At 69.4% G+C, this 840-nt stretch carries 2 protein-coding genes; one reads left to right on the top strand and one right to left on the bottom strand.

Annotated elements, in window-relative coordinates; all coding sequences use genetic code 11:
• Positions 1-434, bottom strand: a 434-nt coding sequence (locus tag D7W79_RS42390) for a tRNA (cytidine(34)-2'-O)-methyltransferase (RefSeq protein WP_147442371.1), incomplete at its 3' end; no start/stop codon positions are given.
• 17 nt (positions 435-451) lie between these two features.
• Here D7W79_RS42390 and D7W79_RS42385 point away from each other — a divergent pair.
• Positions 452-820, top strand: a complete 369-nt coding sequence (locus D7W79_RS42385; RefSeq protein ID WP_120530790.1) for a DUF192 domain-containing protein — start codon at positions 452-454, stop codon at positions 818-820.
• The last annotated feature ends 20 nt before the right edge of the window (positions 821-840 follow it).

Below are 840 nucleotides of genomic sequence, written 5' to 3'. Positions count from 1 at the left end.
ATCCCCACCGACGTCGAAAGATTCAAGCTGCGGCGCTCCGGCAGCATCGGGATGGTCACCGGCGTCCCCGTCCCCCCCTCCATCACCTCCGGCAACAGCCCCGTCACCTCCGAGCCGAACACCAGGTGGTCCCCCGGCTCGAACCTGGCCGCGTACAGCGACGTCTCCGCCCTCGCGGAGAACAGCCACCGGCGGGCCTGGGGGTACTCGGCCACGTAGGCGTCGTAGGTCGGGTACAGCTTCAGGAACACCTTGTCCCAGTAGTCCAGCCCCGCCCGCTTCAGGTTCCGGTCGTCGATGGAGAACCCCAGGGGCTCCACCAGGATGAGCCGGCAGCCCGTCACCGCGCACAGCCGGGCCACGTTGCCGGTGTTGGGCGGAATCTGCGGGGACACGAGGACCAGGTGCAGGGGGGACGCCAGGGGCTCAAGCATGGGATAGAACACCGGACATGCACTGGAGGGTGACCAACGAAACGCGGCAGCGGCTGCTCGCGGACCGAGCGGAACGCGCCGAGTCCTTCGTCCAGCGCTTCCAGGGGCTCATGGGCCGCGCCTCGCTGCCCATGGGGGGCGGGATGCACATCGAGCCCTGCAACTCCATCCACACCTTCTTCATGCGCATCCCCATCGACGTCGCCTTCCTGGACGCGGAAGGGCGCATCGTCAAGCAAGTGCCCGCCATGCCCCCCTGGCGCACCTCGTCCATCTACTTCAAGGCCAACTCCGTCCTGGAACTGCCCGCGGGCGTCCTCGGGGCCAGCGGCACCCAGGAGGGCGACCGCCTGGTCTTCAGCCCGTCAGAGGCCCCGGGCGCGTGAGGGGACCGGGGGCCCTGGGC

It is taken from the genome of Corallococcus exercitus, from assembly GCF_003611585.1.
Classification (GTDB): Bacteria; Myxococcota; Myxococcia; order Myxococcales; family Myxococcaceae; genus Corallococcus; species Corallococcus exercitus.
Note: the sequence above shows the minus strand (reverse complement) of the source record. Positions and strands in the feature narration are given on the sequence as shown.

What these genes read in the sequence shown, in the direction of transcription:
- D7W79_RS42385 (WP_120530790.1), top strand. Translation starts at nt 452, where the DNA reads ATGCACTGGAGGGTGACCAACGAAACGCGGCAGCGGCTGCTCGCGGAC.